Origin of the sequence: Chryseobacterium shigense (assembly GCF_014207845.1) — a bacterium.
GTDB classification, from domain to species: Bacteria; Bacteroidota; Bacteroidia; order Flavobacteriales; family Weeksellaceae; genus Chryseobacterium; species Chryseobacterium shigense_A.
In genome coordinates this window covers 42,212-67,862 of the sequence record NZ_JACHLC010000001.1, presented here as the reverse complement: position 1 = coordinate 67,862, position 25,651 = coordinate 42,212, and the positions used below count along the sequence as shown (strand labels likewise).

General features: G+C 37.6%; 23 protein-coding genes. 13 read left to right on the top strand and 10 right to left on the bottom strand.

Features of this window, described 5'->3' with window-relative positions; all coding sequences use genetic code 11:
- The first annotated feature begins 42 nt into the window (after positions 1 to 42).
- Complete coding sequence (locus HNP36_RS00325; RefSeq protein ID WP_184161977.1) at positions 43 to 1,884, top strand: carbon starvation protein A; 1,842 nt, start codon at positions 43 to 45, stop codon at positions 1,882 to 1,884.
- Between the two features lie 73 nt (positions 1,885 to 1,957).
- Here the strand turns inward: HNP36_RS00325 and HNP36_RS00320 are convergent, their stop codons facing one another.
- The 3 genes from HNP36_RS00320 to HNP36_RS00310 form a co-directional block, all read right to left on the bottom strand.
- Positions 1,958 to 4,702 carry a TonB-dependent receptor plug domain-containing protein gene (locus HNP36_RS00320; RefSeq protein ID WP_184161980.1) on the bottom strand — a complete coding sequence of 915 codons (2,745 nt, stop codon included), beginning with the start codon at positions 4,700 to 4,702 and terminating at the stop codon, positions 1,958 to 1,960.
- 440 nt (positions 4,703 to 5,142) lie between these two features.
- Positions 5,143 to 7,473: an ATP-dependent helicase gene (locus HNP36_RS00315; protein ID WP_184161984.1), complete on the bottom strand. Its 2,331-nt coding sequence runs from the start codon at positions 7,471 to 7,473 to the stop codon at positions 5,143 to 5,145.
- Positions 7,474 to 7,826: 353 nt separating this feature from the next.
- Positions 7,827 to 8,438 carry a hypothetical protein gene (locus HNP36_RS00310; protein ID WP_184161987.1) on the bottom strand — a complete coding sequence of 204 codons (612 nt, stop codon included), beginning with the start codon at positions 8,436 to 8,438 and terminating at the stop codon, positions 7,827 to 7,829.
- A 258-nt stretch (positions 8,439 to 8,696) separates the two neighbouring features.
- On the opposite strand from HNP36_RS00310, the gene HNP36_RS00305 reads away from it, so the two are divergent.
- The 3 genes from HNP36_RS00305 to secG all read left to right on the top strand — a co-directional run bounded on the left by HNP36_RS00305 (position 8,697) and on the right by secG (position 12,588).
- The gene (locus HNP36_RS00305; protein WP_184161990.1) at positions 8,697 to 10,010 is read left to right on the top strand and encodes a M16 family metallopeptidase; all 1,314 of its coding nucleotides are present in this window, start codon (positions 8,697 to 8,699) and stop codon (positions 10,008 to 10,010) included.
- A gap of 53 nt (positions 10,011 to 10,063) precedes the next feature.
- Positions 10,064 to 12,097 carry a M16 family metallopeptidase gene (locus HNP36_RS00300; RefSeq protein WP_184161993.1) on the top strand — a complete coding sequence of 678 codons (2,034 nt, stop codon included), beginning with the start codon at positions 10,064 to 10,066 and terminating at the stop codon, positions 12,095 to 12,097.
- Positions 12,098 to 12,231: 134 nt separating this feature from the next.
- On the top strand, positions 12,232 to 12,588 hold the full coding sequence (gene secG, locus HNP36_RS00295; RefSeq protein ID WP_184161996.1) for a preprotein translocase subunit SecG: 357 nt from the start codon (positions 12,232 to 12,234) through the stop codon (positions 12,586 to 12,588).
- Between the two features lie 50 nt (positions 12,589 to 12,638).
- On the opposite strand, the gene HNP36_RS00290 is transcribed toward secG, so the two are convergent.
- Together HNP36_RS00290 and recR are read right to left on the bottom strand one after the other, a co-directional pair.
- A complete protein-coding gene (locus HNP36_RS00290) occupies positions 12,639 to 13,472 on the bottom strand; it encodes a glycosyltransferase family 2 protein (RefSeq protein WP_184161999.1) in 834 nt (277 codons plus the stop codon).
- Positions 13,473 to 13,474: 2 nt separating this feature from the next.
- Positions 13,475 to 14,086 carry a recombination mediator RecR gene (recR, locus tag HNP36_RS00285; RefSeq protein ID WP_184162001.1) on the bottom strand — a complete coding sequence of 204 codons (612 nt, stop codon included), beginning with the start codon at positions 14,084 to 14,086 and terminating at the stop codon, positions 13,475 to 13,477.
- Positions 14,087 to 14,401: 315 nt separating this feature from the next.
- On the opposite strand from recR, the gene HNP36_RS00280 reads away from it, so the two are divergent.
- The 6 genes from HNP36_RS00280 (at position 14,402) to HNP36_RS00255 (ending at position 18,967) form a co-directional block, all read left to right on the top strand.
- Positions 14,402 to 15,007 carry a hypothetical protein gene (locus HNP36_RS00280; RefSeq protein ID WP_184162004.1) on the top strand — a complete coding sequence of 202 codons (606 nt, stop codon included), beginning with the start codon at positions 14,402 to 14,404 and terminating at the stop codon, positions 15,005 to 15,007.
- Between the two features lie 19 nt (positions 15,008 to 15,026).
- Positions 15,027 to 15,518 carry a hypothetical protein gene (locus tag HNP36_RS00275; RefSeq protein ID WP_184162007.1) on the top strand — a complete coding sequence of 164 codons (492 nt, stop codon included), beginning with the start codon at positions 15,027 to 15,029 and terminating at the stop codon, positions 15,516 to 15,518.
- Between the two features lie 164 nt (positions 15,519 to 15,682).
- On the top strand, positions 15,683 to 17,125 hold the full coding sequence (locus HNP36_RS00270) for an aminoacyl-histidine dipeptidase (protein WP_184162010.1): 1,443 nt from the start codon (positions 15,683 to 15,685) through the stop codon (positions 17,123 to 17,125).
- Positions 17,126 to 17,136: 11 nt separating this feature from the next.
- Positions 17,137 to 17,556 carry a hypothetical protein gene (locus HNP36_RS00265; RefSeq protein WP_184162013.1) on the top strand — a complete coding sequence of 140 codons (420 nt, stop codon included), beginning with the start codon at positions 17,137 to 17,139 and terminating at the stop codon, positions 17,554 to 17,556.
- A 112-nt stretch (positions 17,557 to 17,668) separates the two neighbouring features.
- Positions 17,669 to 18,250: a TIGR00730 family Rossman fold protein gene (locus tag HNP36_RS00260; RefSeq protein WP_184162017.1), complete on the top strand. Its 582-nt coding sequence runs from the start codon at positions 17,669 to 17,671 to the stop codon at positions 18,248 to 18,250.
- A gap of 48 nt (positions 18,251 to 18,298) precedes the next feature.
- Complete coding sequence (locus tag HNP36_RS00255) at positions 18,299 to 18,967, top strand: hypothetical protein (RefSeq protein WP_184162020.1); 669 nt, start codon at positions 18,299 to 18,301, stop codon at positions 18,965 to 18,967.
- A gap of 54 nt (positions 18,968 to 19,021) precedes the next feature.
- Here HNP36_RS00255 and HNP36_RS00250 read toward each other — a convergent pair whose 3' ends face one another.
- Positions 19,022 to 19,351, bottom strand: coding sequence for a 2Fe-2S iron-sulfur cluster-binding protein (locus HNP36_RS00250; protein WP_184162023.1), 330 nt, complete (start codon positions 19,349 to 19,351; stop codon positions 19,022 to 19,024).
- A gap of 12 nt (positions 19,352 to 19,363) precedes the next feature.
- On the bottom strand, positions 19,364 to 20,419 hold the full coding sequence (locus HNP36_RS00245; protein ID WP_184162026.1) for an NAD(P)/FAD-dependent oxidoreductase: 1,056 nt from the start codon (positions 20,417 to 20,419) through the stop codon (positions 19,364 to 19,366).
- 157 nt (positions 20,420 to 20,576) lie between these two features.
- Between HNP36_RS00245 and HNP36_RS00240 the strand changes: the two genes are divergently transcribed.
- Positions 20,577 to 21,344, top strand: coding sequence for a DUF3108 domain-containing protein (locus tag HNP36_RS00240; protein WP_184162029.1), 768 nt, complete (start codon positions 20,577 to 20,579; stop codon positions 21,342 to 21,344).
- Between the two features lie 292 nt (positions 21,345 to 21,636).
- Here the strand turns inward: HNP36_RS00240 and pheS are convergent, their stop codons facing one another.
- Together pheS and HNP36_RS00230 are read right to left on the bottom strand one after the other, a co-directional pair.
- Entirely contained in the window at positions 21,637 to 22,647 is a 1,011-nt protein-coding gene (gene pheS / locus HNP36_RS00235) for a phenylalanine--tRNA ligase subunit alpha (RefSeq protein WP_184162032.1), read from the bottom strand.
- 126 nt (positions 22,648 to 22,773) lie between these two features.
- Positions 22,774 to 23,433, bottom strand: coding sequence for a YceI family protein (locus HNP36_RS00230; RefSeq protein WP_184162035.1), 660 nt, complete (start codon positions 23,431 to 23,433; stop codon positions 22,774 to 22,776).
- 75 nt (positions 23,434 to 23,508) lie between these two features.
- On the opposite strand from HNP36_RS00230, the gene HNP36_RS00225 reads away from it, so the two are divergent.
- On the top strand, positions 23,509 to 24,444 hold the full coding sequence (locus HNP36_RS00225; protein WP_184162038.1) for a sulfate/molybdate ABC transporter ATP-binding protein: 936 nt from the start codon (positions 23,509 to 23,511) through the stop codon (positions 24,442 to 24,444).
- Positions 24,445 to 24,744: 300 nt separating this feature from the next.
- On the opposite strand, the gene HNP36_RS00220 is transcribed toward HNP36_RS00225, so the two are convergent.
- Entirely contained in the window at positions 24,745 to 25,089 is a 345-nt protein-coding gene (locus HNP36_RS00220) for a zinc ribbon domain-containing protein YjdM (RefSeq protein ID WP_184162041.1), read from the bottom strand.
- Positions 25,090 to 25,144: 55 nt separating this feature from the next.
- Here HNP36_RS00220 and HNP36_RS00215 point away from each other — a divergent pair, with 55 nt between their 5' ends.
- Entirely contained in the window at positions 25,145 to 25,591 is a 447-nt protein-coding gene (locus tag HNP36_RS00215) for a hypothetical protein (protein WP_184162044.1), read from the top strand.
- Positions 25,592 to 25,651 lie beyond the last annotated feature (60 nt).

The following is a 25,651-nucleotide window of genomic DNA, read 5'->3' as shown; positions in this document are numbered from 1 at the left end:
CATCCAATATTTTTAATTATTCATTCTTAAAAAAAAGATGATATGGATTTTCTGAATAACACCAATGCACTTACCCTGATCTTTGTATCGATACTTATCTTTGCAATCGCCTATCGTTTTTATGGGATCTTCATTGCCAATAAAGTACTGAGGCTTAATGATAAAAATACTACTCCGGCAGTAGAGTTTGCCGACGGTAAAGATTATGTAGCTACCAATAAGAATGTACTTTTCGGTCATCATTTTGCCGCAATTGCTGCTGCCGGGCCTTTGGTAGGACCTGTACTGGCAGCTCAGTTCGGATACTTACCCGGTGCATTGTGGATACTGATTGGCTGCGTGCTTGGCGGTGGGGTGCATGATATGGTTGTATTATTTGCTTCTGTAAGGCATAAAGGACAAAGCCTGGCTACTATTGCTTCAAAAGAGATAGGTAAAGCTACAGGAACTGTTGCCGGCTTTGCCATTTTATTCATTCTTATTCTTACACTGGCTGGTTTATCATTGGCCTGTATCAATGCAATGCATGAGGCTTCATGGTCCCTTTTCACTGTTGTTATTACGATGCCTATTGCTGTAATTATGGGGCTTATCATGAGATACAGAAAAAACAGCGTGCTTTTTGCCAGTATTTTAGGCGGTATACTTTTAATAGCCGGAATTATAGGCGGACACAGCCTAATGCAGAATGAAACGATGAATAACCTGTTTTCATGGGATATCAAAACCATTTCCATTGCTATTCCCTTATATGGTTTTCTTGCTTCTGTTCTTCCGGTTTGGCTGCTTTTGGTACCCCGGGACTACCTTTCAACTTACCTGAAAATAGGTACCATCATTATGCTGGCTGTAGGTGTTATTGTAATTCATCCTACGATACAGATGCCGGCCCTTACAGAATTTGTGAAAGGCGGAGGACCTGTTATAGGCGGTCCCGTATTACCTTTTATATTCATTGTTATTGCATGTGGTGCTATTTCCGGTTTTCATGCGGTAATTGCAACGGGAACAACTCCCAAAATGCTTAATAAAGAAAAAGAAATCCTTTTTGTAGGCTATGGAGCTATGCTGGTAGAAGGTTTTGTTGCTTTAATGGCTTTAATTGCGGCCTGTACATTAATGCCGGGGGACTATTTTGCCATCAATACACCAAAAGAATCATATGATGCTTTTCTGGCCGCCCATCCTTCACTACACGGGGTAGATATTGATTATTATTCACAAAAAATAGGCATTGAACTTCACGGAAGAACCGGTGGTGCCGTATCACTTGCCGTAGGAATGGCCCATATCTTCAATAAGATACCTTATATGGACCAGCTGACAGCATATTGGTATAATTTCGCGATTATGTTTGAGGCTGTATTTATCCTTACGGCTATTGATGCAGGAACAAGAGTAGGCCGTTTCTTTCTGCAGGAAATGCTGGGTTCCGTTATTCCTAAATTCAATGATAAAAACTGGGTTCCAGGAATTATTATCAGCAGTCTTTTATTTACTTTCGCCTGGGGATATCTTGTATTCACAGGTAACGTGAGCAGCATCTGGCCTCTGTTTGGAATCAGTAACCAGCTATTGGCAGCCTGCGGGCTGATTGTCTGTACCACAATGCTCATCCGCATGAACAGAGGAAAGTATGCCTTATGTTCTGCAATTCCCGGAGTTTTTATGGCCGGAATCACTTTCTGGGCAGGCTATATCCAGGTAACAACAATCTATCTTCCTAAAGAACAGTATCTGCTGGCTGCTTTAGCGGCAACGGCAATGATCCTGATGCTGATTGTATTCATTGGTGCATTTATCAAATGGTACCAGCTTCTGCAGATCAGAACCACAGAAACCGATTTTTATGGAGAGCCTGTAAAAGAACTTGTGGAAAGGTAGACAAGATAAAATTTCATCAAAAAACGAAACAGCCCGGATTTTCCGGGCTGTTTCGTTACTAATGATTATCTATTTAAAAATTGAAATTAAGCCTGGTGAACACATACCTTCCGTTCTGCCCGAATTGAGAGGTTGAGCGGGAATAGATAAACTGGTCATTATTGGTAGATGCCGCAAGGTTTTTATCCGGATAAACATCAAAAAGATTGTTCACTCCTAAGGTCAGACCTACATTTTTTGTAAACTGGTAGGCCAGTGAAAGATCGGTAACGATCTTAGCCCCGATCTGCTGATGTTCATTGAACCCGACAACTCCATCTCCATTCACATCAATAATATCTGCACCCGTTACTTTTCCGAAATAGGTATTTCTAAGATAAATACTTGCATTTTTCCACGAAAGTGTATGAGATAAGCTAGCCTTCACTCTTGGAACCGCTTCTTCAAGATATACTCTGGATTTCTCTGAAAAATAGATCTTCTCCAGGTTTGGAGACTGCAAAAGTCCCGAAGAATGGGTATTCCCTACTTTCTTCGTCTCGCTAATGTTGATGGCAAAATTATTATCCAGTTTAAATCCTGAAAATCTTGCATTGTGAGAAATAACTACATCTACCCCTTTCGTTTCCGTATCAATGGCATTGGTAAAGAACTGTGCTCCGTTAACTCCCTGGGCATCAAAAGCGATCTGTGCAGCAGCAGGCACATCTGATCTTAAGAACTGGTCTGTAAGAATGATCCTGTTGTTAATTCTTGTAAAATATCCGTCTGCTGTAAAAGTAAGGCTTGCTGAAGGAATTCTGTATGTGAATCCTACACTGGCAGATTTAGATGTTTCCTGTTTTAATTTTGGCATTTCCAGCAGGCCTGCAATTTCTGAATCATTGCTGAAGGTTCCCACATCCAGAAGACGGCCTACCGGAAATTGCGGGGAAGTAACAAACAATGTTGATGTTACATTATAATAAATCTGATGAATAGAAGGCGCTCTGAAACCTGTGGAACCTGCCAGCCTCACATTGAAATCAGGCGCCACTTTGATTCTTGAAGCCAGCTTATAATTGAATGTAGACCCGAAATCTGAGTAATTCTCATATCTTGCAGCCGCATCTACCAGTAACCAATCGGTAAAATTGAATTCAACGTCTGCATAAGCAGCTACTGCCTGCCTGTTTTTATTGACTGCATTGACAGGCTTAAATCCTCCGAAAACCTGTGATCCTCCCGGAAGCACATTTCCAAAGAAATCAGTTGCTCTCGGGCTTGTATTGTTCCAAACATTTCCTGCGGCATCATAAGTTTCATAAGATGCTTCTTCGCCCTGGGTTATTTTGAAATTTTCATAACGGTGCTCTCCTCCGAAAGCTATATTAATCCCACTCCAGACATCGTATTTTTTTGAGAAATCTAAATTGATGGTATTCTGGGAGAACCTCAATCCTCCTGCATCAAATTCATCGGGAGATGCAAATCTTAAAGATGTGTTTCCTGTATTCCTGATATTATAGGTAAAGGAATTCTGCCCGAATGTATTACTGAAATCAATATCCCAGCCATCCCAGTTTCCTTTAATTCCTGCCGAAAGAGACAAATCCTGGATATCTGTTCCAATTTGCGGTAAATAACCGTCCAGATACAATCCTGTAAAGGTTCTGCTCTGGTTAGGTCTTCTGTAGAATCCACCTGAACTTCCGTGTCTGAAGCTGTATCCACCGAATGAATATACTTTCCAGTTATCACTGACAGGAACTTCAATATTGGCAAAAAGCTGATGGTTATTCAGTTTAGACTGCCCTACCTGCATATTGAAATCTTTTCTGTTGAGCCCCCGGTAAGCCAGTTCCTGATCTGTAACATCTCCTTTCAATAGCCCTTGTAAAGCGGTTATTGTATTTGCTCCCTGAATCTGATTTTGAAAATCCTGAGAAAAATAACTTACTCCCTGGGCATACTGATGAATATAGTTAATAAGCTGCTGGGAATTCGGTACGCTATTAATATTTGTGAATAAAGAAGATAAGTTGACTCCGCCATCCAGTGCCCGTTTTTCAATTGCATTGTATGCATTATAAATTGCCCCGCTTTCTGTTCCGGCCCTGAAAGTAGGGTTTCTGAACTGCGAAGACCATGTAATATTATAAAAGCCTCCTCTACTTCCTATTTTGTTCCCATAATTAAGGTCTACCTGAATATTTTGTCCGTCAAAATTTCCTGTATGGTCATTGGCTGTCGGAGTGAGATTTCCTCCGTAACTCACCTGCCCTGTCAGCTTCCCGATATCTTTTTTCAGCTCAAGGTTGATTACTCCGGCAATAGCATCGGAACCATATTGGGCAGAGGCTCCGTCACGCAGTACTTCGATTCGGTTTAATGCAAATGAAGGAATTGAGTTCAGGTCGGTTCCTATCGTTCCTCTTCCCGGTGTTCCGTTAACATTTACCAACGCTGAAGTATGTCTTCTTTTTCCATTCACCAAAACCAACACCTGATCCGGGCCTAATCCTCTCAGCTGCGCAGGATCCAAATGGTCCGTCCCATCTGAGTTAGTCTGAATGGTAGACGTGAAAGAAGGCGCCACCGCATTCAAAATCTGCCCTATACTGGATTGTGGAAGAACCACTGAAGATTCTTTAATATTAAAGACATCCACCGGAACCGGGCTGTCTGTTTTTGATCTTGCGCCGGCTCTTGAACCCAGCACAACAACCTCTTCTACACTATTGGTTTTTACGCTGTCTTTTTCTTTTTCCTGTCCGAAAGCATATGTCCCCAGGAAAAACAGAACAGAAGCTGATAAAATAGTCTTTTTATTTTTCATACCCTTGCATCAATTAATAGTTTATGTTTTTTTGAGTGGCAAATGTAAAATAAATTTATTAGTCTACAAAATCAATAGACTTTTGTTTTGCAAAAAATGATGATAGTCTTCTTCTATTGAATAATAAATGGTGAAATTTTATCATAACCTGATTTAATGACAATCTTAGATAGAGAACCTATTGGAACAAAATTATAAGCTTTTTTAATGCAAAGTTTAACTGTAAGAATGTAGAATGTAAAGAAAGAATCAATTAAAGACTGATCTGACGAAACGGGCGCATAAACCAGCTGCTTAATCAACGGTATAATCATTTATCTTTTCTTAAAATAAAAAGAGCCAAAATCAAACTTTGCGCTAAAAACTATACAATTAAAAAAAAACGAACTCCAAATGGAATCCGTTCTAAAAATTACAATCATTCTATATTACTGATGATTTTATATTTTCGTAAGCTTGGCATATTTTAAGATAAGGTTTTTCTCCCCTTCATGAATGAAAATCACTTTAGCTTTAATATTCTGCGGGTCCGTACCATCCAGGAAAGAAACTTCTCCGATCCCGAAACGGTCATGTCTTACTTTATCCCCTACTTCAATATCCTGCGAAGAAGCCCCGCTTGGGTTGATAATTTTCGCAGTACTCACCGGTTTTAGTTTCCTTGCTTCAGGCGCAGGTTTTGAGCTGTCTCCTTTTTCAATGGTTTTCTTTTCAACCTTTCTGAAAGACCGTTGCTCGGAAGGATGCTCATCAAAAATATTGGATTTGATTCCTGCGTTATTGATAAACCTTTTTTCCAGAGCCGGGTTTAAGAATTCAATATATTCCTCATCTATTTCGCTTAAGAATCTTGAAGGTTCTGCATCCGTAATTTTCCCCCACTGGAAACGGGAAACGGCATAAGAGAAAAATACCTGCTTTTCTGCTCTTGTCAGTGCTACATAAAAAAGACGTCTTTCTTCTTCCAGATCCTCCCTTGTTGCCGAACTCATAAAGCTCGGGAAAAGGTTTTCTTCAAGACCTACAAGGTGCACCACCGGGAATTCCAGTCCCTTTGAAAGGTGAATAGTCATCAGGGACACCATATCTTCGTCTGTATTCTTATCCTGGGTATCTGCAGAAAGGGCAATATTTTCAAGGAAATTCGGAAGGCCGGGATCTCCGTCTTCCAGCTGCATCTGCTCTTCAATGAACCCCTGCATGGAGTTCATCAGTTCCTGAACGTTTTCCACACGGGAAATTCCTTCCGGAGTCTGGTCGTCTTTTAAAAATTTAATCAGTCCGCTGCGTTTGGCAACTTCCATGGCTACATTATAGGCTGTTTCTGTTTTCAGCAACACCTGAAATGCTTTGATCATGGACCAGAAATCATTCAGCTTGTTTAAAACACCATTGTTTAAGCCCAACTGGGGAGCATACATCGGCAGATTACCAAGTACTTTTGAAACGGCAATGTTCTGGGCATCTGCAAAAACGATCAGCTTGTTCTGTGTGGTCTCACCGATTCCTCTTGTAGGATAATTAATAATCCTCATCAGTGCCTCCGAATCATTTTCATTGATCAGAAGACGCAGATAAGCAATAAGGTCTTTTACTTCTTTTCTCTGATAGAACGAAAGTCCCCCGTAAACTTTATACGGAATATTTTTACGTCTCAGCGCATCTTCAAATGCCCTAGTTTGTGAGTTTGTCCTGTATAGAATGGCAAAATCACTGTATTTTCTCTGGTCGGTATTTCTAAGCTCCCAGATATTTCCTGCCACGAAATTGGCTTCATCAGCATCGGAAAGGGAACGGTATATTTTGATCTTGTCGCCTTCTTCATTATCACTGAAAACGTTCTTTTTAAACTGCTGAAGGTTTTTAGCAATAACAACATTGGCCGCATTAACAATATTCTGAGTTGAACGGTAGTTCTGCTCCAGGGAAACCGTCAGGGCATCAGGATAATCTTTTTTAAAGTTTAAGATATTATAGATATTGGCACCACGGAAGGAATAGATGGACTGGGCATCATCCCCCACTACACAGATGTTTTCAAATTTTGAAGCCAGTGCTTTTACAATAAGGTACTGGGAATGGTTGGTATCCTGGTACTCATCTACCATGATATATCTGAATCTGTCCTGATATTTAGCCAGAACTTCCGGGAAACGGGTAAGCAGTTCATTGGTTTTCAACAATAGATCATCGAAATCCATGGCTCCGTTTTTGAAACATTCTTCTACATATTTCTGGTAGATCTTCCCGATGAATTTCATGTTGGCTTTTTCATCCGCCTCCATCAATTCGGGATTGTTGAAATAAGCTTTTACTGTGATCAGGTTATTCTTGTAGGTTGAAATTCTTGCCTGAACTTTTTTAGGTTTGTAAAGATCGGCATCAATATTCATGTCTTTAAGTACTTTCCGGATTACATTCAGGGCATCCTGCTGATCATAAATGGTAAAGTTGGACGGATATCCTAGGTAATGGGCCTCAATTCTCAGGATTCTTGCAAAAACAGAGTGAAAAGTTCCCATCCACAAGCTTCTTGCATTGCTGTCACCTACTACTTTTGCGATACGTTCTTTCATCTCGCGGGCAGCCTTATTGGTAAAGGTAAGAGCCAGGATATTGAAGGGATCCACTCCGTTATGGATCAGGTGGGCAATACGCATGGTAAGCACACGTGTCTTCCCGGAACCTGCGCCTGCAAGCACCATCAGTGGTCCTTGTATAGAGGTAACGGCTTCATATTGTGGTTCATTGAGTCCTTTCAGATAATCCATACTGCAAAAAATTTTGGGAACACAAAATTAATGTATTCGGAGGAGAATTCAAATTCTGGAGTGCACAACTAAAAAATTAAACACCAGAAATATTTTTATTGCCTGCGGTTTTGCTTCTCCCATGTTTTCCCGCTGTAGCTGCAGATATCATTTTTTTCAATATACCGGCCGTCTGAAATCCAAATATTTATGATGATTTACATATTAATCTCGGTCCCGACACCTTTTGATATGCTTAGTCTTTCTTTCTCCTTATCGTAATGTTTCAACATACAGAAGTGCATGGAATTTTCTTCCTAAAAGTCTTTAAATGAAAAAAATAAAGAGATGGAAAGTGATAAGTTCCGGTTATATTATTCTCCGTTTTTAAAAAATTCCCAATCTCCACTTTTATATTGATAAGTTTTAGTCAGGCGATTTTCTCTGTCATTTATTCTTCCTTCGTTATAAATAAACATTACAGAAACTTTATTTTCTAATTCATTAAAAAAAATCAGTTCCAAAGTATCATAATTATATAGAGTTTCTAAATTTCCAGAATCGTAATTTCTTACCAAAAACAAGTCCTTTTTATGTTCATAAGGAAAATAATAAAATCTCTCCTCATTACGTATTTTACCATCATACATTTCCTGATATTTTCCTTTCTGCTGCTTTCTTGCCAATACAATCAGCTTTCCGAATATAGTATGATGACGAATTTCCGATTTATTAAAAATAAATTTATTTTCAAGTATGCTTTTAAGAATAACATTTTTCTTCAGCTTTTCAACAATAATTTTAATATTCTTTTTATTCAGAAAATCAGTCCCTTTATAATTAGGATTTTCCGCAAGTCGTTCAAAACAACAGATGCACGGTTCTTCATCAGATGGATCTCTTACAAACTTATCCTGATAAAAAATGATGAGATTTTCTTTTGGGAGTTTTCCGGGATCAATATCACTGATAATTTTCTGAGCCAAGCTTTTGTAGTTTATATATTTTGATTCCTGTATCAGTCTTTTATATAAAATACTATCCTTCCTCATTTCGTTCTCACAATTTCTGCTTTGCGTTTGAGAAAACCCAAAAAGAAAACAAGTAAGAAACAGTAAAGAAAATAAATATTTCATGATTATTAAATCTATTTTTTTAGGTCCTGAGCTATAAATATAAATACTTTTCCGATTGTAACAATTAAAGTATTTTTGAAACTAATTAACAAAACAATTTCTATTATAATGAAAAAACGACTTCTTTCTGCTGCTGCTGTAGCTTTCTTCGGAATGGTACTGAACGCACAGCAAATAAAATTCGAAGAGTATGACCTGCCGAACGGTCTTCATGTAATTCTTCATCAGGATAATTCTGCACCGGTAGTAACAACAGGTGTAATGTACCACGTAGGTGCAAAGGATGAAGTAAAAGGAAGAACGGGTTTTGCCCACTTCTTCGAACACCTTCTGTTTGAAGGAACGCCTAATATCAAAAGAGGTGACTGGTTCAAGATCGTTTCTTCCAACGGGGGACAAAACAACGCCAACACTACGAATGACAGAACGTATTACTTTGAAACTTTCCCTTCCAATAACGAACAGTTAGGACTTTGGATGGAATCTGAAAGAATGCGTCATGCCGTAATTAACCAGGTGGGAGTAGACACTCAGAGAGAAGTTGTAAAAGAAGAGAAAAGATTAAGAATGGATAACCAGCCTTATGGAAACCTTTTCCCTACCATTCAGAAAAACTTATTTACGAATCACCCGTACAACTGGCCTACCATCGGTTCTATGGAAGATCTTAATTCTGCAAAACTGGAAGAATTCCAGGCTTTTTATAAAAAATACTACGTTCCGAACAATGCCACATTAGTAGTGGCGGGAGACATCAAGCCTGAACAGACTAAAAAATGGATCCAGGATTATTACGGAGCTATTCCAAAAGGAACGCTTTATCCTAAGGACTTCCCGAAAGATGCTCCTATCACCCAGGAAAAAGAAGTAACGGCTACAGACCCGAATATCCAGCTTCCTGCCTATATTTTTGCATACAGAACTCCGGCCAACAAAGAAAAAGATGCTTATGTTCTGGATATGCTTTCATCTTACCTGAGCAATGGTAAATCTTCAGTTTTATACAAAAAATTGGTAGATCAGGATAAAAAAGCGCTTGCTGTACAGGCTTTCAACCAGGGGCTTGAAGATTACAGTATTTTCGCATTCTTTGCAATCCCAATGGGACAGACTACAAAGCAGACTTTACAGTCTGATATTGATGCAGAAATCAAAAAGTTACAGACGACCCTGATTTCTGAGGAAGATTATCAGAAGCTTCAGAACCAGTATGAAAATCAGTTTGTAAATGCCAATTCAAGTATTCAGGGAATTGCGGCTTCACTGGCAACAAATCATGTACTGATGGGAGATACCAATTTGATCAACAAGGAAATTGACATTTACAGATCCATCACCAGACAGGACCTGCAGAACGCTGCCAAGAAATATCTGAATTCTAATCAAAGGGTAATCATTAATTACGTTCCTGAAAAAAAGTAATCATTTAAAACTTCAGGTTTACCATATGATTATTAAAAATTAAATTTTTACAAATGAAAAAGCAATTAACATATATAGCTGCAGCGTTTTTATTCGCAGGAACGGTTTCAGCACAAAAAATTGACATTAATGCAATGCCAAAGCCGGGACCTACTCCCGCAATCAATATTGCAAAGCCAAAAACGTTCCAGCTGAGCAACGGCCTTACGGTAATGGTTGTGGAAAATAACAAATTACCGAGAGTAAACACTACCCTTTCCATGGACAGACCTCCTTTCTTTGAAGGAAATGTAGCCGGAGTAAGTTCTATTATGGCCGAACAGTTCGAAAACGGAACCACTAACTTAAGTAAAGAGGATTTTAACAAAAAAGTAGATTATCTGGGAGCCAATCTGAATTTTTCTTCCAATGGTGCTTTTGCGAATTCCCTTTCAAAATATTTCCCTGAGGTACTGGGCTTAATGGCAGATGCCATCATCAATCCGAAATTCTCTGCTGAAGAAATTCAGAATTCAAAAGAAAGAGCTGTAGAAGGATTAAAATCTGAAGAAAAAAATGCTTCTTCCATTGCCTCTAAGGTTTCCAATGCATTAATGTATGGCAAAAATACGGCAAGAGGTGAATTTGAAACTGTAGAAACTATCAACAAAATCCAGTTAGGCGACGTACAAAACGTTTATAAAAAATATTATGCTCCTGACAATGCTTATCTGGTGATTGTGGGAGATGTGAAATTCGATCAGGTAAAGCCTTTGGTAGAGAAAGCTTTCAGCGGATGGAAAAAAGCCAATACCCCTGTTACTCCTCTGGAACCAGCTTCTAATCTTGCCAAAACAGAAATTAATGTGGTAGACGTTCCTTCAGCTGTACAGTCTGTAGTTTCGGTGAATAACCTGAACAACCTTAAAATGAAGGACCCTAACTATTTTGCTGCTATAATGGCCAACTATATCTTAGGCGGTGGCGGCGAAGCAAGACTTTTCATGAACCTTCGTGAGAAGAACGGATTTACTTACGGGGCTTATTCAGATATGAATGCCGGTAAATATTCTTCTGATTTCTCAGCTGATGCAAGCGTAAGAAATGAGGTTACAGATAAAGCGGTGAAGGAATTCATGAATGAACTTAATGCTATTTCAACCGTAAAACCTGAAGAACTTGCCAATGCAAAGGCTAAACTGAAAGGTTCTTTCATCATGTCTCTGGAGAAACCGGAAACTGTTGCAAAATTCGCTTTGAACCAAAAAGTTCAGGATCTGCCTTCTGATTTCTATACCAATTATTTGAAGTCAATTGACAAGGTATCTGCCGCGGATATTTCCAATGCAGTAAAAACGAATATCCTGCCTAATCAAAGTAGAATTTTCATCGCCGGTAAAGCTTCTGATATCTCTGAAGGGCTTGAAAAACTGGGTTATCCTGTAAAATATTACGATAAGGAAGCTAATCCTGTCGCCAAACCAGCTGCACAAAAAGCTGATGCTAATGTTACTGTTGGTTCCGTTGCTGATAAATATATCAATGCTATCGGAGGCGCAGCAGCTGTTCAGAAAGTCACATCCATCTCTGCTGATGCTACAACTAAGGTGCAGGGAATGGATATGGCGATGAAAATGATTCATGCCAAAGGTGGAAAAATGGCCATGAACATCAGTATGATGGGCAATACCATCCAGAAAATCGTTTTTGATGGAAAAGACGGATATATGGAAGTTCAGGGACAGAAAAAACCTTTTGATGATAAACAGAAAAGTGAAATGACAAAAGAAACGGAACTTTTTCCTGAATTAGGTTTTGCTAAAAATCCGGCGTTAAAATTAGCCGGAATAGAAAAATACAACAATGAAGATTCTTACGTAGTAAAAGCAGATAAAGCAACGTATTACTATAGCGTAAGCACAGGTCTGAAAACCGGAGAAGTAAAAGCTGGTGAAGGAGGCTCTATTCCTACAAGCTATGCTAATTACAAAGATGTTTCAGGTGTAAAATTACCTTTTACGATCATCCAGAATATGGGTGGTATGGATATTAACCTGGCTGTACAGTCTTATCTCTTAAATCAGGCTAAAGATTCTGATTTTAAATAAAAACCAGCTTTTTTGACACCATAAAAACGGCAGCCTACGCTGCCGTTTTTATTTTTAATAACATTTACGGCGATCTTCTTTGTCATTCGATAAAAAAAGATTAAATTTGCCCATTCAAAAAGATATCAGAATTAATGGATACTATATTTACACTATTGATGGTTCTTATTATGATTGCCAGCGTTTTATTGGTGATCATCGTTATGGCTCAAAATCCAAAAGGAGGAGGCTTATCCAGTACTTTCGGAGGTGCATCATCTGCGCAGTTCGGGGTACAGAGAACCAATGATTTCATGGAAAAAGCAACATGGACTCTGGGCGCAGTAATCATCGTTCTTATTCTTATAAGCGTTGTGATCACAGGTAAACCTGCTACAGTAGCTCCGACACAGCAACCGGTGAAGAAAGAAACTTCAGCTCCCGCGAAGCAGTCTGCTCCTGCAGCTACTACCACTGCTCCGGCTCAGACACCTGCAGCTCCGGCAAAATAATAATAAACTTATCTTATATAAACAAAAGCAGTTCAAATTGAACTGCTTTTTTATTTTAGCTTAATCTTTTCTATCTTATGGCGAAGCCTCAGCCCTGCTTTTAAAAATGAGTACTGCAATGGTTTGGGTGCTTTATAGTACTTATCTATAAAGATCTGCATAGCCCCATAAAACCGCTCAAGATATACCTCATCTTTAACAGTACTCTCTCCTTTATGATGCAGCAGAGAAGCTTTACCGTAATAATAATTTTTGTACCCGTTTCTCAATAAAGTATAGCAGAGATCAATATCTTCTCCGTACATAAAATATGTTTCATCAAGGCCTCCTGCTTTTTCGTAAACATCTTTTTTAATCAATAAAAAGGCTCCGGTCACCACATCTACTTCAGCAATTGCATTTTCATCAATATCATTTCTGTAATAGGATTTTGAATTGCTTCTTTTAAAATTCGTAAACAGCTTCTCAAAAGAATTGAACATATCCGGTACGGAACGTTTGCTTTCAGGCAGAAAGTTTCCTTCCGCATCATGCATCCTTACACCTAAACATCCAAAATCTGTTTTGGAGTCTGCAAAATCCAGCAGATCTTCCATATAAAATCCTTCCAGTTCAGTATCAGGATTTAAAAGAAGGACGTATTCTCCGGCTGCTGTCTTTACAGCTTTGTTATTGGCTACAGCAAAGCCATCATTATGTTCAGAGGATATAAAATGTACTTTCGGGAATTCAGGAATAAGATCTCCCCAGGATGTATCCGTTGATGCATTATCTATAACAATTACTTCATAATTCTCCCCTTCTGCATATTTCCGGATAGAAAGAAGGCAGTTTCTCAACAGCCCTGTGACATTATAATTAACAATAATTACTGACAGCTTCATATTTAATCCCTTTCGTTATACGGTAACCTGTTAATGATAGATCTTCCCAAAGACACCTCATCTGCATATTCCAGCTCATCACCTACTGAAATTCCTCTGGCAATACTTGAGAAATTCACATTAAAGCTTTTAAATTTTTTATAGATATAATACGCTGTTGTATCACCTTCCATAGTAGCGCTTAAAGCAAAAATAAATTCCCTCACTGCACCTTCATTCAGTTTTCTTTCAATACTGGGAATATTCAGCTGATTGGGGCCAACACCTTCCATTGGTGATATTTTCCCGCCTAAAATCAGGTATTTCCCGGTAAATTTCCCTGTGTTTTCAATGGCAATTACATCACGTACATCTTCAACAATGCAGATAAGCTCACCGTTTCTTTTTTCATTGCTACAGATCTCACAAACATCAAAATCTGAAAAATTATGGCATTCTTTACAGTATTTTATTTCATTAACAAGGTTGATTAATGAGTTTCCAAGCCCCACCGCTCTGGAACTGGGCTGTTTCAGCAGGTGTAACGCCAGTCTCAACGCTGTTTTTCTCCCGATTCCGGGCAGTCCTGAAATTTCGTCTACAGCTTTTGCTAAAACTTTACTAGGGTAATCCATAAGTACAAAAATAAGGAATATTGTTGAGAATTGATGCGGGGTTTCTGAGTTTGAGAGCTGGGAGTTTCGGGATGCGGGATTCGAAATGACAGTGGTTATATGGTAGAGAGCTTGAGGCTGTTGTTAATACGGAAATTTGAATATATGATGAACATCTGGTGGCTTCGGGGGCCTCAGCCACCAGGCTACCATCCATCTCATGCCTGAAATCTGACATCTGATATCCGGTATTCTAAAATCTTGATTCCCGGCTTCTGGCCCCTGATTGTAAAAAAACCTTTATCTTTGGGGTTCTAATATGAAAAAAATAAACTAATGGTACTTAAAAATCTAAATTATCCTCTGGATTTTAAATTCAAAATCTCCACTTTAGCGAGTGACTTCAATATTACGGACAGAAACGGAAATTATGTCGCTTATGTTCGTCAGAAAATGTTCAAGCTGAAGGAAGATGTTATTGTTTTCAATGACGAAAGTAAGTCTAAGGAACTTTTCAGGATCAAAGCCAATCAATGGATCGATTTCAACGCTTCTTATTCTTTAAATGATCTTACCGATAACAAAAACTACGGAAGACTTGCCAGAAAAGGAATGCGCTCTATCTGGAAATCCAGCTATGACATTTTAGATGCAAACGATCAGGCAAAGTTCACAGTTACAGAAGATAACGCATGGACGAAATTCTTTGATGGGATGGTAAGTGAAATTCCAATTATCGGTATGTTTACCGGATATTTCCTTAATCCGGCTTATACCGTAAGAGGTATTGACGGAAAAGAATATTTTAAACTAAAAAAAATGCCTTCTTTCTTCGGAAGAAGATTCCAGCTTGACAGAATGATTGATATTGATGACGAAGATGAAAGCTTAGTAATCCTGTCATTACTGATGATGGTTCTTCTGGAAAGAGCAAGGGGCTAAAAATAAAAAATAACAGACAATGAAATATCTAATCATTTTCTTTTCAGCGTTTCTTTTAACCGCATGTAAAAAAGATAAGGAAACCATTCAAAATTCTACTCCTGCAGACTCTTTAAGCATTACTAAAGATTCAGCAAAAACAGAAACAGCATCAGGAAAAGTACTGGTGGACATTATTCCTTTTCCAAAAGAAATCAAAGAATGTTCATGCTATTTTGCAAGAAACAAAGTCGATTTTGAGGCAGAGAAATATATCTATGCTGACGATGCGGGAAAAACAGCCTATATGAAACTGGATGGTAAAAGATTAACCATGAATCTCATCTCATCAAGCGACATGGAAGTTGACGAAGAACTGACGAAAGAAATTGAAAGCGACAACTACAAAATCTCCGTAAAAGGCAAAAAAATAAAAAGTGAGGAAGCTTTATTATTTGAAGGTACACTGACGATTGAAAAATCGGACGGTACCGTGGAAACAATACCTATTTATGGGGAATGCGGATGCTAAGACAAAATCGAAAGGGTAAAAAGGCAAAGGAAGCCGAGAAAGCTAATAAGCAAATTTTCAAATAAGCCTTTTAACAATTTTGCCCTTTTGCCTGCTATAACAAAAATGCTTCTGAATTCACGGAAGCATTTTTTATTTTGTAATTTTGATAAAAATAAAATTTCATGGAATTATCTAATATAGAACCGCAGATAATCTGGAAAAATTTCTCCAAATTAAATGCAGTTCCAAGACCGTCTAAAAAAGAAGAAAGAGTAATTGCCTTCATCAGGGAATTTGGTGAAAATCTGGGATTGGAAACTACTGTAGACGGAGTAGGAAATGTTATCATCAGGAAACCCGCAACTGCCGGGATGGAAAACCGTAAATCCGTTGTGCTCCAGTCACATCTGGATATGGTATGCCAGAAGAATAATGATGTTAATTTTGACTTCGAAACAGAAGGAATCAAAATGGAGATTGACGGAGACTGGGTAAAAGCAAAAGGAACCACTTTGGGAGCCGATAACGGTTTGGGAGTGGCAACTATCATGTCTGTTCTTGAAAGTTCAGATATTCCCCACCCTGCTCTGGAAGCACTTTTCACAATCGATGAAGAAACCGGTATGACAGGTGCTCTTGGCTTAAAGCCGGGACAGCTTACAGGTGACATTCTCTTAAACCTTGATACAGAAGAAGATGATGAAATTGATATTGGCTGTGCGGGCGGTGTAGATGTAACAATTAATCAAAATTACGGAACAGAAGCTGCAAAAGGACAGATTGTAAGAATTGAGGTAAAAGGCCTTCAGGGAGGGCATTCCGGGATGGATATCCATAAAGGTTTCGGGAACTCCAATATTATTCTGGGAAGACTTCTTTACAGCGGTCTGGCTAAACAGAATATTCAACTGATTTCCGTAGATGGAGGCGGATTGAGAAATGCAATTCCAAGAGAAGCTACAGCATTGATTTCTGTGAGAAATGCCCAGGAATTTATTGTTGAGGCTACTGATCTTAAAAAACAGATTTTAGAAGAATTTACCACTGTAGAACCGGGAATTCATATCAATATTGAAAATTCTACAACTTCTGACAAAGCTATTTCAGAAGAGGATTCAAAGAAGATCATTCTTACATTAAAATCCCTTCATAATGGAGTTTACAGAATGAGTCCCGATGTAAAAGATCTTGTAGAAGCTTCCAACAATGTAGCCAGAGTAGAATTAAAGGGTGGTGAACTTAAGATTTTAAACCTTACCAGATCATCTGTAGATTCATCCAAATATTCTGTGGCCGAACAATTAAAATCCGTGGCGGAATTAGCCGGAATGAATGTTGAATTCAGCGGTTCTTATCCGGGATGGAAACCGAAACCGGGTTCTGAGATTGTTCAGCTGATGGAAAAAATCTACACAGAAAAATTCGGTGAAAAGCCTCATGTAGTAGCTTGTCATGCCGGATTGGAATGCGGTATCATCGGAGCCAATTATCCTCAGATGGAAATGGTGAGTTTCGGTCCTACAATCAGGGGAGCACACTCTCCGGATGAGAAAGCTAATATCCCTTCTGCACAGAAATTCTGGAGCTTTACTAAAGATATTTTAGCGAATATTCCTCAGAAATAAATAAGAAAATTATGATTGGTACCTGGAAGGGAAAATACAAGTACAACGTTAATAAAAGCTCTGAACTCTATAATAAGGAAGTTGAATTCCTATTAAAAATAACAGAGTTTGATGGTGAAAATTTTACCGGAACGGTACAGGACAACGATCATGAGTATGGAACCAGAGGTGTAGGAACCGTCAGAGGAAAGATTAATAATAACGGTATAGAATTTATTAAACAAATGCCTGTAAAAACAATGGTGTCTATAAATGGAAAAAGGACGGAAAATGAAAACGAGAAACATACACCCATTTACTATACCGGCATTTCAAATCTTAAAGACTCTTACACTGGAAATTGGAAAATAAAATGCGGTAGTTTCATCAACAAATTACTTTATTTCCTTTTTGGAGTAAAAGGTATCTGGGAAATAACCAAGATAGAATAAGTAAGAATAAAACTACTATATTAAATATCCAGAATCTAAGATTCTGGATATTTTATCTTAACTACCTCTTAATAAATTCATTCCTCTTAACGCTTAAAAAAGATTTACAATAATGAAAAGTATAACAGTATTCTGCGGCTCAAGTTTTGGTTCTGATGATATTTACAAAGAGCAGGCAACTTTACTTGGAAAAACATTAGCAAAGCAAAACATTAAGCTTATATACGGTGGTGCAGATGTAGGTTTAATGGGAGCCGTTGCGGATGGAGCTTTACATGAAAACGGAAAAGTAATTGGAGTTCTGCCCCACTTTCTGCAATCTAAAGAAATTGCCCATAAAAACCTTACGGAGCTTATCCTCGTAGAAACCATGCACGAAAGAAAGACAAAGATGAATGACCTTTGTGACGGCGTGATTGTTCTTCCCGGCGGTTATGGAACTTTAGAAGAATTTTTTGAAATGATCACCTGGGCACAGCTGGGACTTCACAAAAAGCCAATTGGTATTTTAAACATTGACGGGTTTTATGATGATCTGATAAAGTTGGTACAAACGATGGTGGATAAAGGATTTTTAAAGCAGGTGAACCGGGATATGCTTTTGATCAGTGACAGTATTGAAGAGCTTTTGGAGAAGATGAGGAATTATCAGGCTCCTACTGTAGGGAAATGGATTTCGAAGGATGAGATTTAATAAATCCTTTAAACTTTATAATATTAATAATTGTTTATAAAAATTGAAATGAGATTTTTAATATTCTTTACATTCTTGCTTCCGTTAAGTTTTTTTTCTCAAAAAATTGAATTATTTGAAAAAGCTAATAAAAACTTATCTAAAAAAGAAAGATCTGAAATCATTAAGAAAGATCTGAAAAATTTACATGGATCTGATTTAAATAACTATATAGTTTACCTCAACGAGAATCATATTAATACTAAACAATTTGAAACAAACTTTATAGATAAAGCTAGAAATGCAAAATATCCATACGATTTATTCTTGTGCATCAATAAATTATTAGAAACAAATAAGAACAAGACATTAATTGAAAAGATATTGAATGAAAAAAGAAATATATGGGATATAAATAACTGGAGCAAAAAATTCTTTGAATTGATTGATGAAAATAATTTAAATGTTAAAAAAGGTAGCTTTTATACGGTTGAGCCTAATTATGACAAGATATACGATGTTGAAGGTTTTCTCAAAAACCAGCTAGAACTGGGAACAATTGGAAATAACCCACTACTATTTATTGACTACCAATTAACAAGTTATGAACCAGGAAAATTATTAGAAACGTTAAAAACAAAAATCATAAATAATATAAGTGTTACAGAAAAAAATACATCAATAAAATTATTTGGAAAGAATGGTGTGGATGGAAAATTAGATGTTTTCACCCAATAAAAAACTCCTGAAAATTAAATTCTCAGGAGCTTTTAATATTAAATTAAATATTTTCTAAGGATAAGGAGCAATCTCCACTTCAAGACCTTCCATTTCATCTGCCATATGTAACTGGCATCCCAGTCTGCTGTTGTCTTTTACGTGGTAAGCTTCCGCCAGCATTGCATCTTCTTCATCGCCCATTGGCTCAAGGCCCGGATCATTGATCACATATACCTGACATGAGGCGCACATCGCCATTCCTCCGCATACCCCGATGGTTCCCTCTTCCGCCAATTCATAGGAACGGATGATCTCCATCAGGTTCATAGACATATCTGTAGGGGCTACAACATCATGGTTTACCCCTTCCCGATCCGTAATCTTAATATTGATATCTGACATAATAATGCAAAATTAGTCAATTTTTTTCACAACTGCCTTTTCTGCTTCCTTACGGCTTCCGTCAAATCCGTCTACACCGCTTACTGTAGTATATTTTAATACAAATTTCTTCCCCGGGTTCAGTCTGTTGTAAACACTCTGGCACATCAAAGTGGCTTCATGGAAACCGCAAAGAATCAGCTTCAGTTTTCCGGGATAAGTATTGATATCTCCGATGGCATAAATTCCATCAATATTAGTCTGATAATCAAGTGCATTATTTACCACAATCGCATTTTTCTCGATATTCAGTCCCCAGTTTCCTATTTCACCCAGTTTTGGTGTCAATCCGAATAGAGGGATAAAATAATCAGTTTCAATATCATAAGCTTCCTGACCTTCAATCTGTACTGTAATTGCTTCTACTTTTCCGTCACCTTTAATTCCGGTAACTTCAGCAGGAGTAATCAATTTGATTTTTCCTTCATTCTTAAGATCCTGAACTTTTTCCACGGAATCCAGAGCTCCTCTGAACTCGTTTCTTCTGTGGATTAAAGTAACTTCACTCGCCACGTTGGAAAGGAAAATACTCCAGTCAAGAGCAGAATCTCCCCCTCCGGCAATTATTACTTTTTTATTTCGGAAATGCTCAGGTTCTTTAACGAAATATTCAAGACCTTTTTCCTCATAATCGGCAACATTCTCGAAAGTAGGTTTTCTGGGTTCAAAAGTTCCCAATCCGCCTGCAATGGCAATAGCTTTACATCTGTGAACGGTTCCTTTATTCGTAACCACTTCAAACCATTCATCATCCACTTTTGTATAAGAAACGGCTGTCTCTCCCAAAGTGAATCCCGGCTGAAACTGTTTGATCTGCTCCATTAAATTATCTACCAATTCTCCTGCATTTACTGAAGGATAACCTGGAATATCGAAAATAGGTTTTTTCGGGTAAAGCTCTGCTAGCTGTCCTCCCGGCTGCGGAAGCGCATCAATAATATGGCACTTCATCTTTAATAAACCTGCTTCAAAAACAGCAAAAAGCCCGGTAGGCCCGGCACCTATGATCAATATATCAGTGGTTATCATAATAAAAACATAATTTAATTATACATGTAAGTGCAAATTTACTAATTTTAATGCTAAGCATATTTAATTGATTCTAAATAAAAAGCTGAGATTTGTCAAATCTCTGTAAATACTTAGAAATCTTAAATTTGGCAATGTTTTTGTTAAATGTCTTACCATGAAGAAAATTTTAAGTCTTTTTGCAATATTGATGTTCCTGTTTGGCCATGCTCAGATTGACAATATTGCTGACGGAGAATCCATTACGTTCAGAATCCACTACGGAATCCTGAATGCCGGAACCGCCAACCTTACTGCCAAGAAAACCAATTATATGGGCGCTCCCCATCTTTACGTTAAAGGTACGGGACAAACCACCGGTGCTGTAAAAGCCTTCTTCAAAGTGGAAGATTTATATGAAAGTTTCATTAATACAGAAACCGGGCTGCCAAGCTTTTACGTGAGAAATGTACGTGAGGGAAGCTACAGACAGCATTTTGAAACAGTTTTTAATCACAATAACAACACCCTGATCTTAACTGACAAAAAAACACCTGCCAACGGTTCAAAGGTAATTAAATCCGTAAAAGGGGTTCAGGACATGCTTTCCTGTTTTTACTACCTCAGAAGCAAGAGTACGGGCGAACTGAAAGTAGGAACGGTAATCAACATGAATGTGTGGATTGATGATGAAATGTTTCCGTTTCAGCTGAAAGTGGCAGGTACTGAAGATTTGAAAACAAAATTCGGGACTATCAACTGTTTAAAGATTATTCCGTCTGTAAAAAGCGGAAGGGTTTTTAAGGAAAAAGAAGGGGTGACCATGTGGGTAACCAATGATGCCAACCATATTCCCATGCTGTTGAAAGCTGAATTGGCTGTCGGTTCACTGAAAGCAAGTATTGATGATCTCAAAAATGTAAAATACCCTTTAAATTATAAATAAAAGACCATCAGTCTTTTAAATAAAAAAATACCGACAGAATTTTTTTGCCGGTATTTTTATTTTTAGAATGTAATATATTTCAATTTTTAATTGTCTTATTAATAACAGCAGACAAGACCAATAATCTGTAATGCTTCCCTACTCCGCTCAACATGACAGGGTAAAAACTAATATGATGTTTCATTTAGAAGCACACGTTGTAATTTTCAATACAATCGTTTTTAATTACGTTTTGTTTCTTAGGTCAGTAATTAAAAACAAAAACCTCCGGAAATTCCGGAGGTTTGATTTTTTATAGTGTTTTAAACTGTTCTAAGGTTCTGATATCATTTTCGAAGAACATTCTGATATCGCTCATCTGGTAAAGCAGCATTGTAATTCTTTCAATACCCATTCCGAAAGCATATCCCGAATATTTTTCAGAGTCGATGTTTACATTTTTCAGAACGGCAGGATCTACCATTCCGCAGCCCATGATTTCCAGCCATCCTGTTCCTTTGGTGATTCTGTAATCTGTTTCAGAGTTTAATCCCCAATATACATCAATTTCGGCACTAGGCTCTGTGAAAGGGAAGTAAGAAGGTCTCATCCTGATCTTGGATTTTCCGAAAAGCTCAGTCGTAAAGAACTGGATGGTTTGCTTAAGGTCTGCAAAGCTTACATTCTCATCAATATACAATCCTTCAATCTGATGGAAAATACAGTGTGAACGTGAAGATATAGCCTCGTTTCTGAATACTCTTCCCGGAGAAAGGATTCTGATCGGCGGCTGGTTTTCTTCCATATAACGGATCTGTACGGAAGAAGTATGCGTTCTTAAAAGGATATCAGGGTTCTGCTCAATGAAGAAAGTATCCTGCATATCTCTTGCCGGATGGTATTCAGGAAGGTTAAGAGCCGTAAAGTTGTGCCAGTCGTCCTCTATTTCAGGGCCATCTGCCACTGCAAAACCTATGGATTTGAAAATTTCAATAATTCTGTTCTTCACAAGGTTGATCGGGTGTCTCGACCCAAGATCCAATGGAAAAGCAGGTCTTGTAAGATCTTCTTTTTCTGTGACAACAGCAGACTGGGAAGTATCTTTCAGATCTTCCAGCTTTACGGCAACAGCCTGTTTCAAAGAATTAATCTTCTGCCCGAATTCTTTTTTCTGGTCGTTCGGAACTTCTTTAAATTTTTCAAAAAAATCGTTCAGAACACCTTTTTTACCGTTATACTTGATCCGGAAGTTTTCAATTTCCTCTTTAGACGTAGCATTGAAGCTGTTTACTTCGGTAAGTAGTTCTTCTATCTTTTCTATCATTGTTTTACCCTTTCAAAATGTTTTGCAAAAATACGTTTTTTAAGTTTAATAATGAATCTGTAATAAAAAAATCTGCCCCTTTACGGGAGGCAGACTTCAATCACTTATTTCACTTAAATAAAAAAATTATTTCTTTTCCAAAGCTTTAACGTTGATCTGAAGAGTTACCTCATCTTTAATCACCCCGTTTTCAGCAGGAGTCTGGAATTTCACGCCAAACTCTTCTCTTTTAATATCTTTCGGCTCTGTTGCCACGCTTACCACTCCATCTTTTACCGAAACATTGGCCTTAAACTGAACCGGTTTTGAAATCCCCTTAATGGTTAAATTCCCATCAAGAAGTGTATTGTAATCTCCTTCTGTAGCAGGCATTACTTTTGTAATTTCAAAAGAAGCCGTAGGAAACTTTTCCACTTCAAAAAATTCTCCGCTCTTAAGATGGCCGTTCAGCTTTCCTAAATTTTCAGCATCATCTTTCAGGTCTACAGACGTTAAAGATGTCATATCAGCAACAAATTTTCCGCTTTCAAGCTTCCCCTCTTTTACCGTTACATCACCACTTTCAAACTTGATTGTTCCGAAATGGCTTGTACTTTCAGACTTGAATATTTTATATCCTTTCCACTCCACTTTACTGTTTAATGTATCCACTGTATACTGATTCCCGTCTTTTGTAGTTGTCACTTCATTGCTTTCGCTTGTAACCGGTTTGTCTTTTTTACAAGAAACCGCTACAGCTGCAACAAATAAAGCAGGAATTGCCAGTGAAAACAGCTTTTTTCTCATTTTTGATATATTTTTATTACTTCCGCTAATATAATAAAAAATTTTATTTTTTCATAAAAACCTTACATTTGTATTATGCTATTAGAAATAAACAATTTATTTTTTTCCCATACTAAAGATAAGCCCCTGTTTCAGAACCTTAATCTGGGTTTTGAAGAAGGCAGAATCATTGCACTTGCAGGAGAAAGCGGCTGTGGAAAATCTACATTGCTCAATCTGATTTATGGGCTTCTGGACTGGGAAAGCGGTGAGATTATTTTTAATGGAACCCGGCTTTTAGGCCCCAAAGGAAATCTGGTTCCCGGGGAAGCTGAGATGAAGCTGGTAGCCCAGAACTTTGATCTGATGCCTTATGCCACCGTTGCTGAAAATGTAGGAAAATTCATTTCTAATATCAATTTAGCACAGAAAAAAGCAACCGTTATGGAACTTCTGGAAGTGGTTGGGCTCCAGGAATTCGCCCATGTTCTTCCCAAATATTTAAGCGGAGGGCAGCAGCAGCGTGTTGCCATAGCCCGGGCTCTCTCTGTACTTCCTAAACTGCTTATACTGGATGAACCTTTCAGTAATCTGGATTTTCCAAGAAAAATAGAGCTTAGGGAAAGACTTTTCAGATATGTGAAGCAGCACCGGATCTCCCTGATTATTTCTACCCACGAGCTTCAGGATATTATGCCTTGGCTTGACCAGATTGTTATTCTGAAAGATGGAAGACTGATCCAGAACGAAAGTCCGGAAGACACTTACAAACATCCTTATAATTCTTATGTTGCCAAACTTTTTGGTGAAGTGAATATTTTCAGTGAAGAAGAACAGGCAGATTTCCAGCTTCCTAAATTTTCATATTATCCTAAAGAAATAAAAATCTCTGAAAGCGGAACCGAAGCCGGGCTTCTGGAAAGCAGGTTTGCCGGAAACCACTACTGGAATAAGATCAAAGTAAAAGATAAGGAACTTATTGTCTACACAGACAGTAAAATAGAAGGGGATATTAAAGTTTCATTTGAATAAGAGCAAAAAAAGACGGATTAGCCTTCTTCGTTTTATAACAATTTATTTTTGCCGTTTAGCGCTTCAGCTCCCGTAACTTATACATTTTCTTATAGTTATTGTTAATATGTGGATAAAAAAAATGCAAATGTAAGAGACCGTTTGAAACTTTTTCTTACATTTGCATTTCCACAGCATAAGGAAATTTTTGGTTAATTCTCTTTCTGCCTTAAGACGGACATTAGCATATTCTGCAATTAAGTCTTTTGAAAGATTACACTGTCCAATTCTTTCCTTTTTTTATGCATTATTGTCAGCGGATTATGCTTTCTTTACAAATTCTGATTTCAAAGCCATAGCCCCGAAACCATCAATTTTACAGTCAATATTATGATCACTGCCCGGTCTCAGTCTGATGTTTTTTACTTTGGTCCCAGCTTTTACCGGTTTTGGAGCGCCTTTTACGGGAAGATCTTTAATTACAACTACAGAATCTCCATCCTGAAGTTCATTTCCGTTTGAATCCAGAATTTTCCCTTCATTGGAAGCATCAGCAGCTGCCTCTTCAGGACTCCATTCATAAAAACACTGGGAGCAGACCATCATATCATCACTTGGATAAGTAAATTCAGAGCTGCATTTCGGGCAAAGTACAGTATCACTCATATTTTTAATTTTTGCAAAGGTAGAATTTTTAATATTTTTAATTAAAATTTTAAACATGAGATATTTCGGCTTTTTATTATTACTCTTTTTTATTGGATGTAAAAAAGAAAGCGTTCTTGATGAAAATTATAAATATCTTGAAGGGAAGTGGAAAATAAAAAACCAGCCTTTTGATTTTTTTCCTTTCGATTATGATAATACGAAATGCTCTTTGGATAAAAATGCAATTATTGAAATTAAAGATAATGGTGAAATTATCTTTAGTTCAGAAAATTGCAGTGTTCGGAAAAATTATAAAATATCTATGGATACTTTTCTTGAAGTAATTTACAAAAACAAATCCTTAAGCTATGGAATTACAAAGAGAAACAATAATGAAATCACTTTATTTAGCGGATATCTTCCAAAGTACATCATGAGGCAGCACAAGATAGATATTAATAAAGCTTTGCGTATTGAAAAAAGTGGTTTTGAAATTGAACTGGAAAAAACTAAAAACTAAAAAATTACTCATTACCGATAAATAATTACTTATCAATTAAAAGTCGTATTTTTGCAGATT

Bases quoted from the DNA above. Each gene is read 5' to 3' on its own strand.
- HNP36_RS00305 (WP_184161990.1), top strand. From the start codon at position 8,697: ATGAAAAAACGACTTCTTTCTGCTGCTGCTGTAGCTTTCTTCGGAATG.
- HNP36_RS00220 (WP_184162041.1), bottom strand. From the start codon at position 25,089: ATGAGTGATACTGTACTTTGCCCGAAATGCAGCTCTGAATTTACTTAT.
- HNP36_RS00315 (WP_184161984.1), bottom strand. From the start codon at position 7,473: ATGGATTATCTGAAAGGACTCAATGAACCACAATATGAAGCCGTTACC.
- HNP36_RS00225 (WP_184162038.1), top strand. From the start codon at position 23,509: ATGCTATTAGAAATAAACAATTTATTTTTTTCCCATACTAAAGATAAG.
- HNP36_RS00300 (WP_184161993.1), top strand. From the start codon at position 10,064: ATGAAAAAGCAATTAACATATATAGCTGCAGCGTTTTTATTCGCAGGA.
- HNP36_RS00275 (WP_184162007.1), top strand. From the start codon at position 15,027: ATGAAATATCTAATCATTTTCTTTTCAGCGTTTCTTTTAACCGCATGT.
- HNP36_RS00320 (WP_184161980.1), bottom strand. From the start codon at position 4,702: ATGAAAAATAAAAAGACTATTTTATCAGCTTCTGTTCTGTTTTTCCTG.
- HNP36_RS00255 (WP_184162020.1), top strand. From the start codon at position 18,299: ATGAGATTTTTAATATTCTTTACATTCTTGCTTCCGTTAAGTTTTTTT.
- HNP36_RS00325 (WP_184161977.1), top strand. From the start codon at position 43: ATGGATTTTCTGAATAACACCAATGCACTTACCCTGATCTTTGTATCG.
- HNP36_RS00260 (WP_184162017.1), top strand. From the start codon at position 17,669: ATGAAAAGTATAACAGTATTCTGCGGCTCAAGTTTTGGTTCTGATGAT.
- HNP36_RS00215 (WP_184162044.1), top strand. From the start codon at position 25,145: ATGAGATATTTCGGCTTTTTATTATTACTCTTTTTTATTGGATGTAAA.
- HNP36_RS00240 (WP_184162029.1), top strand. From the start codon at position 20,577: ATGAAGAAAATTTTAAGTCTTTTTGCAATATTGATGTTCCTGTTTGGC.
- HNP36_RS00245 (WP_184162026.1), bottom strand. From the start codon at position 20,419: ATGATAACCACTGATATATTGATCATAGGTGCCGGGCCTACCGGGCTT.
- pheS (WP_184162032.1), bottom strand. From the start codon at position 22,647: ATGATAGAAAAGATAGAAGAACTACTTACCGAAGTAAACAGCTTCAAT.
- HNP36_RS00250 (WP_184162023.1), bottom strand. From the start codon at position 19,351: ATGTCAGATATCAATATTAAGATTACGGATCGGGAAGGGGTAAACCAT.
- secG (WP_184161996.1), top strand. From the start codon at position 12,232: ATGGATACTATATTTACACTATTGATGGTTCTTATTATGATTGCCAGC.
- HNP36_RS00270 (WP_184162010.1), top strand. From the start codon at position 15,683: ATGGAATTATCTAATATAGAACCGCAGATAATCTGGAAAAATTTCTCC.
- HNP36_RS00265 (WP_184162013.1), top strand. From the start codon at position 17,137: ATGATTGGTACCTGGAAGGGAAAATACAAGTACAACGTTAATAAAAGC.
- HNP36_RS00280 (WP_184162004.1), top strand. From the start codon at position 14,402: ATGGTACTTAAAAATCTAAATTATCCTCTGGATTTTAAATTCAAAATC.
- HNP36_RS00230 (WP_184162035.1), bottom strand. From the start codon at position 23,433: ATGAGAAAAAAGCTGTTTTCACTGGCAATTCCTGCTTTATTTGTTGCA.
- HNP36_RS00290 (WP_184161999.1), bottom strand. From the start codon at position 13,472: ATGAAGCTGTCAGTAATTATTGTTAATTATAATGTCACAGGGCTGTTG.
- recR (WP_184162001.1), bottom strand. From the start codon at position 14,086: ATGGATTACCCTAGTAAAGTTTTAGCAAAAGCTGTAGACGAAATTTCA.